The organism is Lelliottia sp. GFLA7, from assembly GCF_056490165.1.
Genome location: NZ_JBWLAQ010000012.1, coordinates 91,212 through 99,228, shown reverse-complemented (window position 1 = coordinate 99,228; position 8,017 = coordinate 91,212). Strand labels below are relative to the sequence as shown.

Genomic DNA, 8,017 nt, shown 5'->3' with positions numbered 1-8,017 from the left:
GCCGGCGTTCATCGCTGAACCCCGCTGACCCGGCGGCTTGTGTTCCGTTGTTCCGTGTCAGTGGAGGCGCATTATAGGGAGTTATTCTGAGGTGACAAGAGGAAATTTAAAATTAATTTCCAACCGTCTCTTTTTTACCCAAAAGCGCGTTAAAGCGCTAGTTTTTCGAGCGTTTCAAAGCCGTAACGCTGTAAAACGGGTAAAAGTTGCTCAGTCTCAGGGGTTAACGCCATACAAAAGGCAATGTTCTTATCACTGGATTTAGCCTCTGGCGCTTCATGTTCCAGCAACCAGGCTGTACGACGGGCGATTGCCGCGCCGGAATCCACAAGACGTGTCCCTTCCGGCAACACCTCCAGTAGCTCTTCCTGTAATAGAGGAAAATGCGTGCAGCCGAGCACCACCGTATCTGGCGGTTCAGCCATCCGCAGCCATGGGCCGAGAATGCGTCGCAACTCTTCGAGCGAAACGGGTTCACCGTGCAGCTTCGCTTCGGCCATCTCCACCAGCTCAGCTGAGCCTAACATTGCAATCTTGCATTCGTTGGCAAAGCGGTCGATGAGTTCACGCGTATAAGGACGCTTCACCGTTCCGCGTGTCGCTAATAATCCAACGATGCCATTCGCCGTCAGACGAGCTGCAGGCTTAATCGCCGGAACGACACCCACAACCGGGAACGGGAATTTTTCACGCAATGAAGGAAGAGAAACGGTACTCGCCGTATTACAGGCAATGACGGCTAATGCTAAGGGGTAGCGCGCCTGAACGGCTGTGACGATTTCAACCACACGTTCGACAATAAAGTCCTCGCTCTTTTCCCCATACGGAAAGGCGACATTATCGAAAGCATAGATGTAATGAAGATCCGGCAGAAGATGCCGAATCTCATCATAGACCGAAAGCCCACCGACGCCGGAGTCAAACACCAGCACGGTGGGACGTGGATCAGAAGGTGTAGCTGCCAGACAAGGTGTATTCCCGTCCTGCAGTTTCGTAGCCATAAACTGTCTCGTAATCTTTATCGAACAGGTTGGCTATTTTACCACGAACTGTGAGATGTGAGGTGACCGGATATGAAACTGCGAGATCCCACAGACTTACGCCCCCCATTTGCACGCGTTCAGTTGCGTAGGTATTAGGATCAACGGCCACATCATAACGCGTACCCAGATAGCGATAGGCCAAGTTCCAGTCGAGATCCCAAACCTGCGTATCCAACTGGTATTTCACCTGTTGCTTAGAACGACGGGCGAGCACCTGATTGGTCGTGGCATTACGCGGGTCAACATAATCATAAGAAATCTGATGACCGACCGGGCCGGTATCAAACTCTGCCGTGGCTTCAACCCCTTCGATACGCGCTTTATCGACGTTATAAGGACGATTTCGGTTGCCATAGCCAATCAGGTTATCGACATCATTGCGATAGGCGCTGACACGCCAGGTCACCGGACCCGTCAGCCCTTCAAAGCCACCTTCCCACTGTTCGCTCTCTTCTGGCTTGAGATCGGGATTACCGTATTGCGGGCTGTGGATCTGGCTCATCGTTGGCGCTTTATACGCTGTACCGTAAGAACCGATGATGCGATAGCCCTCAACGAATTCCCACGCCGCGCTGGTCTGCCAGGTGCTGTGGTTACCAAAGTTAGAATTATCATCATGACGCGCCGCCGCTTCCAGCGTGACACTATCAAACTGCTGCATCGCAGAAAGGAAAACGCCGGTGTTATGCTGTTTGAAGCCTTCATTAAGAAGACCCGTGCCCGCCTGCGTCTGCTGCTTCTGCCAGTCAATACCCGCGCCGATATTGCCGTGGCCAACGGTAAAGGTGTTCATCCACTGCGTGGTGTATTGCTTCACATCATCCATAGTAGAAGAGGCGGCATAGCGACCTTTACTCGGATCGTAGTTCTGGTCTTTACTGCGACCGTAACCCGCCACCAGTTGCGTCTGATAAATACCCTGCTTGTAACGCAGTCCGGTATCCCAGTTCTGGCTGTATAACTGACGCGTATCCGGCGTGCCGGTAAAATTGAAGTTATCATCGTAGCTGTCATACCCGTCGTAGGCCGTACGGTTGTCATAGCCAAAACCACGCACGAAGCCGCTCAGACTGTCGGTAATCTGCTGTTCGATAGAGCCATACAGCGACTTACTCATAAAGCCATCGCGATCGGGTTGACGCGGTGCATCCTGCGCATCGATATCAAAACCGCGCGTGTAGGTATAGTTACCCGCCATCGTGATTTTAGTTTTATCCAGCACCTGCTGGAATGAACCATCGTAAGACTGATAGCCCTTCGAACCGACACTCGCAGTGATGTCCGCGCCAGGCTTATCACGCCCGGTAATAATGTTGATCACGCCGCCAATCGCATCGGAACCGTACAGCGCCGAACGCGGGCCGCGAATGTATTCGATACGTTGAATGAGGGATGTTGGGATTTGGCTCAGATCGGCAACGTTGCTGATTCCCGCATTGTTCAGCGGAATACCATCGATCAGCACCAGGACGTGACGGGATTCTGTACCACGAATAAAGGTAGAAGCGTTTGCCCCCATTCCGCCGCTTTGCGCAATATCCACGCCCGGTAAACGCTGCATAACTTCGACGACGCTTTTTGCCTGCCAGCGTTCAATATCTTCACGCGTCACAACAGAAGTTGGTGCCAGAACGGTATTTGCCGGTTGTTCGAAACGGTTTGCTGTGACCACCAATGAGTCAGCGCTATCCTGCGCCCAGCCCGAAAATGCCGTGACGGAGAGAGCCGTCATCAGCGATACTTTTTTAATCATTTTTAAAGCATCCACAATATAAGAAGGATGCCGCAGGCGTCATCTATAGCACGCGATGATGAAACCAGATGCGACGTAATTCCGGCAGGTCTTCGGGCTTAGTGGCGTTTTACGGATGAAGACTTCCCATTTTCACAGTGTCTACAACTCTCATCCCGCCAGTCTTTACCGCTGCGCGTCAGCTCCAGATTTGCACTGGATTCCCTTTTCACTTACATGAGACCGGAAACAGAATGCTACAATTAGAAACGTATAGATGTCCAGACAGCTATGCATGATTAAATCTGGACATCCCCTGTACAGTGCTTACAATCCCCGCGAAATTCTTCACCACTCAGGATGCATGATGACACCCGAACACCTCCCGACAGAACAGTACGACGCGCAGCTGGCAGAGAAAGTTGTCCGCCTGCAAAGTATGATGACGCCTTTTGCCGCGCCCGTTCCAGAGGTGTTCCGCTCTCCTGTCAGCCATTACCGCATGCGTGCTGAGTTCCGTATTTGGCATGACGGCGACGACCTGTATCACATCATTTTCGATCAGCAGACCAAGTCCCGCATCCGCGTAAACAGTTTCCCGGCAGCCAGCGAATTAATTAACCAATTAATGACGCTGATGATTGAAGGCGTGCGCAATAACCCCCAGTTGCGCCATAAACTGTTCCAGATTGATTACCTGACTACCCAAAGCAATCAGGCCATCGTCTCGATGCTGTATCACAAAAAGCTGGCCGACGAATGGCGCAAAGAAGCCGAAGTTCTGCGCGATGCGCTGCGGGCGCAGAATATCAACGTCCATCTGATTGGCCGCGCGACCAAAACTAAAATCATGCTCGATCAGGATTACGTGGATGAACGCCTGCCGGTGGCCGGTAAAGAGATGATTTATCGTCAGGTCGAAAACAGCTTCACTCAGCCGAATGCGGCCATGAATGTGCAAATGCTGGAGTGGGCGCTGAGTGCAACGGAAGGGTCAAAAGGCGATCTGCTGGAGCTGTACTGCGGTAACGGCAACTTCTCGCTGGCGCTGGCGCGTAACTTTGAGCGCGTGCTGGCCACCGAAATTGCCAAGCCGTCTGTCGCCTCCGCGCAATACAATATTGCCGCCAACCATATCGATAACGTGCAGATCATTCGTATGGCGGCAGAAGAATTTACGCAGGCAATGAACGGTGAGCGTGAATTCAACCGTTTGCAGGGTATCGATTTGAGGAGCTACCAGTGCGAGACGATTTTCGTCGATCCCCCGCGCAGCGGGCTGGACAGCGAAACCGAGAAGATGGTGCAGGCGTATCCGCGTATTTTGTACATTTCCTGTAACCCGGAAACGCTGTGCAAGAACCTGGAAACATTAAGCCAGACGCACAAGGTTGAACGTCTGGCACTGTTCGATCAGTTCCCCTACACGCACCATATGGAGTGCGGCGTACTGTTAACGTTGAAATAACGCCATCATTCAGGGAGCTGGTGCTTACGGTGACGCATTTTGATGCCAATCCAGAACACCAGCGCCACAGACAGCACGGCGGGCAGGAAATTGGAGCCGATATCCGGATACTCCGCGCGCACGACGGTGCTATACAACAGGACACCCAGAATAAAGAACGCCGCCGCCAGGCCCGGTAAACCTACCGGCATGGTGCGGTTCTGATAACGCTGGTGCAGACAGTAAACTGTCAGTACCAACGCGATCATCGGGAAAATCGAAAACGGCACAATCGAGCTAAACACCGCTGCAAACGTACCATTAATTGATAAGCCAGCGATCAATGCCAGCAACAACGTACCTTTATCCTGACCTGACTGTTTCATTACTCACCCTTCGTCGATTTGATGCGCCGACCTTTCTTGTTCACGGCGATACCAGTAATAAGCGCCTTTTGAAATCATCCGCAGTTGCAAGACCAGTCGCTCTTCGAGTTGTTTGCGTTGTTCAACGCCCACATCCAGTGCTTCGGCACCCGCACTGAAAACAATGGTCACCATCGCCTCGGCCTGCGCTTCCGTGAAGGCTCGTGGCATATGGTTTTCGAGTTCCAGATAGTCGGCAAGTTCCGCGATAAAATGCTGAATTTCTCGCACCACAGCGGCACGGAAAGCAGCCGACGTTCCCGAACGCTCACGCAATAACAGGCGGAATGCGTTAGGGTTGTTGCCAATAAATTCCATAAAAGTAGAGACTGACGTGCGGATCACGCTGCCACCCTTGGCAATACGCTGACGCGCCTGGCGCATGAGCTGGCGCAGCATTAACCCGCTCTCATCCACCATGGTCAGGCCCAGTTCATCCACATCCCGGAAATGACGATAGAAAGACGTTGGCGCAATCCCGGCTTCGCGTGCGACTTCGCGCAGGCTCAAACTGGCAAAGCTTCGCTCAGCACTCAGTTGACTGAATGCCGCTTCCACCAGCGAACGCCGGGTTTTCTCTTTTTGTTGTGCTCTTACGCCCATCACAATAGTTGAATCCTTCCAAAGGCCTTAAGGCACTATACCAGAGAATAAAATTAATCTGTTTGCACAGCTTTGTGAATGATTGTTTACGCGAGGTTTGTGCTCCACAGCTCGAAAAGAGCACAACGATAATTGGGTTATCCCACCAATGATGTTACTATTCTGTTGCTTTTATGTATAAGAACAGGTAAGCCTTGCCATGTCACATTCCTACGATTACGACGCAATAGTTATTGGTTCCGGCCCCGGCGGCGAAGGCGCTGCTATGGGTCTGGTGAAACAGGGAGCCAGAGTAGCGGTCATTGAGCGCTACCATAATGTTGGCGGCGGTTGTACCCACTGGGGCACCATCCCTTCAAAAGCCCTCCGCCACGCCGTTAGCCGCATTATCGAATTTAACCAAAACCCTCTTTACAGCGATCACTCCCGTCTTCTTCGATCCTCTTTTGCCGACATCCTCAATCATGCTGATACCGTAATTAATCAGCAGACGCGGATGCGCCAGGGGTTTTACGAACGCAACCACTGCGAAATCCTGCAGGGTGACGCGCACTTTGTTGACGAGCATACGCTGGCGCTGAAATGTCACGACGGCTCCGTCGAGACCATTACCGCCGAGAAATTTGTCATCGCCTGCGGTTCACGCCCCTATCATCCGGACGACGTCGATTTTTCACATCCGCGCGTTTATGACAGCGACTCCATTTTGAGCCTGCATCATGAGCCGCGCCATGTGCTGATCTACGGCGCTGGGGTTATCGGCTGCGAATACGCCTCCATTTTCCGTGGGATGGAAGTCAAAGTTGATTTGATCAACACCCGCGACCGCCTGCTGGCGTTTCTCGATCAGGAGATGTCCGATTCGCTCTCGTACCATTTCTGGAACAGCGGTGTGGTGATTCGCCACAACGAAGAGTACGAAAGAATCGAAGCCTGCGACGATGGCGTGATCATGCATCTGAAGTCCGGCAAAAAGCTGAAAGCCGATTGCCTGCTGTACGCGAATGGCCGTACCGGTAACACCGATTCGCTGGCGCTGGAAAACATCGGTCTTACCACCGACAGTCGTGGCCAGTTGAAGGTCAACAGCATGTACCAGACGGCACTGCCGCATATCTACGCGGTAGGCGATGTGATTGGTTATCCGAGTCTGGCCTCTGCCGCTTACGATCAGGGTCGCATCGCGGCGCAAGCGCTGGTGAAAGGTGAAGCCACCGCCCATCTGATTGAAGATATTCCCACCGGCATTTATACCATTCCGGAAATCAGTTCTGTGGGTAAGACCGAACAGCAGCTGACGTCGATGAAAGTGCCATACGAAGTCGGTCGTGCGCAGTTTAAACATCTGGCGCGGGCGCAAATCGTGGGAATGAGCGTGGGAACGCTGAAGATTTTGTTCCATCGCGAGACGAAAGAGATCCTCGGCATTCACTGCTTCGGTGAACGTGCGGCGGAAATCATTCATATCGGCCAGGCAATCATGGAGCAAAAAGGTGGCGGTAACACGATCGAGTACTTCGTTAACACCACCTTTAACTACCCGACAATGGCGGAAGCCTATCGGGTAGCCGCGCTGAACGGCTTAAACCGCCTGTTTTAACGCGTCGTCAAAATGGCCATCCATCGAACTGCGGATGGCCTCTGCCAGCTGCTCATAGCGGCTGCGCAGGGGTGATCCCGGACGATAAACCAGGCCCACCGTGCGACGCGGCTCCGGTTTAATGCACGGCAGATAAACCACGCCATCGCGTCGACGCTCGCGCGGTACAGCCAGCGCAGGCAGCAGCGTAATACCACTTCCCGCCGCCACCATATTACGCAGCGTTTCCAGGCTGGTTGCGCGGAAATGGGTATCTTCCTCAGCACCCGCTTCAAAGCAGAAACCCATCGCCTGATCGCGCAGGCAGTGACCGTCTTCCAGCATCAGCAGCTTTTCACCCGCCAGATCACCCATCGGTACGCGATCGCGATTGGCCCACGGGTGATCGTCGTAGATCGCCAGCATCATCGGTTCATCAAACAGCGGCACCTCAATAAACGCTTCGCTCTCTTTGACCAGCGCCAGGATCGCGCAGTCGAGCTTGCCGCTGTCGAGCTGGGCCAGCAACTGATGTGTCTGCGCTTCATGCAGATACATTTCGAGTTTCGGGAAGGTCTGATGCAGCATCGGAATGATGAGCGGAAGTAGATACGGACCAACGGTTGGAATCAGGCCAATATGCAGCGGACCGGACATCGCCTCGCCCTGCTGGCTTGCCATTTCCTTGAGCACTTTGACCTCGCGCAACACGGTGCGCGCCTGATCCACCAGCAGCAAACCGGCCTGGGTGAACAGCACTTTACGGCTGGTGCGCTCTAGCAGCATGACGCCCAGCTCATCTTCCAGCTTGCGGATCTGACCGCTCAGCGTAGGCTGGCTAACGTGGCAGGAATCTGCCGCGCGGCGAAAATGTCGGTGCTCAGCGAGTGCCACCAGGTATTCAAGATCACGAATATTCATTATTCATCCTCTATCGCCATGATAGTTCATGGCGATAGATAGCATAGCAACGAACGATTATCCCTATCAAGCACTCTGTTGAATAATACACCACATAGACGAGGCGGCACGTGTTTGACCCTTGACGTCCCCGCCGAGTCAGACGAGTTTATCCCTAACTCGAACAACTAAAGCCAACGTGAACTTTTGCGGACCCCGTGGTCCGCTTTTTTTTGCATAAAAAAGCCCGGCTTTAAGCCAGGCTGCATATTCTTCCCTTACCCTAAC

General features: G+C 53.1%; 7 protein-coding genes and 1 riboswitch. Of the genes, 2 read left to right on the top strand and 5 right to left on the bottom strand.

Features of this window, described 5'->3' with window-relative positions; translation table 11 throughout:
- Positions 1 to 149: 149 nt before the first annotated feature.
- Positions 150 to 1,001, bottom strand: a complete 852-nt coding sequence (gene murI / locus AC07RN_RS20170; RefSeq protein WP_015960978.1) for a glutamate racemase — start codon at positions 999 to 1,001, stop codon at positions 150 to 152.
- Complete coding sequence (gene btuB, locus AC07RN_RS20165; protein WP_478337146.1) at positions 946 to 2,796, bottom strand: TonB-dependent vitamin B12 receptor BtuB; 1,851 nt, start codon at positions 2,794 to 2,796, stop codon at positions 946 to 948. Before btuB ends, murI begins: the two co-directional genes overlap by 56 nt.
- Before the next feature lie 66 nt (positions 2,797 to 2,862).
- Positions 2,863 to 3,038, bottom strand: a riboswitch (cobalamin riboswitch).
- Between the two features lie 104 nt (positions 3,039 to 3,142).
- Here btuB and trmA point away from each other — a divergent pair.
- Entirely contained in the window at positions 3,143 to 4,243 is a 1,101-nt protein-coding gene (gene trmA, locus AC07RN_RS20160) for a tRNA (uridine(54)-C5)-methyltransferase TrmA (RefSeq protein ID WP_478337147.1), read from the top strand.
- Between the two features lie 5 nt (positions 4,244 to 4,248).
- On the opposite strand, the gene AC07RN_RS20155 is transcribed toward trmA, so the two are convergent.
- Together AC07RN_RS20155 and fabR are read right to left on the bottom strand one after the other, a co-directional pair.
- Positions 4,249 to 4,608: a YijD family membrane protein gene (locus AC07RN_RS20155; RefSeq protein WP_015960981.1), complete on the bottom strand. Its 360-nt coding sequence runs from the start codon at positions 4,606 to 4,608 to the stop codon at positions 4,249 to 4,251.
- A gap of 3 nt (positions 4,609 to 4,611) precedes the next feature.
- Positions 4,612 to 5,253: an HTH-type transcriptional repressor FabR gene (gene fabR / locus AC07RN_RS20150; RefSeq protein ID WP_015960982.1), complete on the bottom strand. Its 642-nt coding sequence runs from the start codon at positions 5,251 to 5,253 to the stop codon at positions 4,612 to 4,614.
- 196 nt (positions 5,254 to 5,449) lie between these two features.
- Between fabR and sthA the strand changes: the two genes are divergently transcribed.
- Positions 5,450 to 6,850, top strand: coding sequence for a Si-specific NAD(P)(+) transhydrogenase (gene sthA / locus AC07RN_RS20145; RefSeq protein ID WP_015960983.1), 1,401 nt, complete (start codon positions 5,450 to 5,452; stop codon positions 6,848 to 6,850).
- Here sthA and oxyR read toward each other — a convergent pair.
- The gene (gene oxyR / locus AC07RN_RS20140) at positions 6,833 to 7,750 is read right to left on the bottom strand and encodes a DNA-binding transcriptional regulator OxyR (protein ID WP_133632567.1); all 918 of its coding nucleotides are present in this window, start codon (positions 7,748 to 7,750) and stop codon (positions 6,833 to 6,835) included. The genes sthA and oxyR overlap by 18 nt on opposite strands.
- Positions 7,751 to 8,017: the final 267 nt, after the last annotated feature.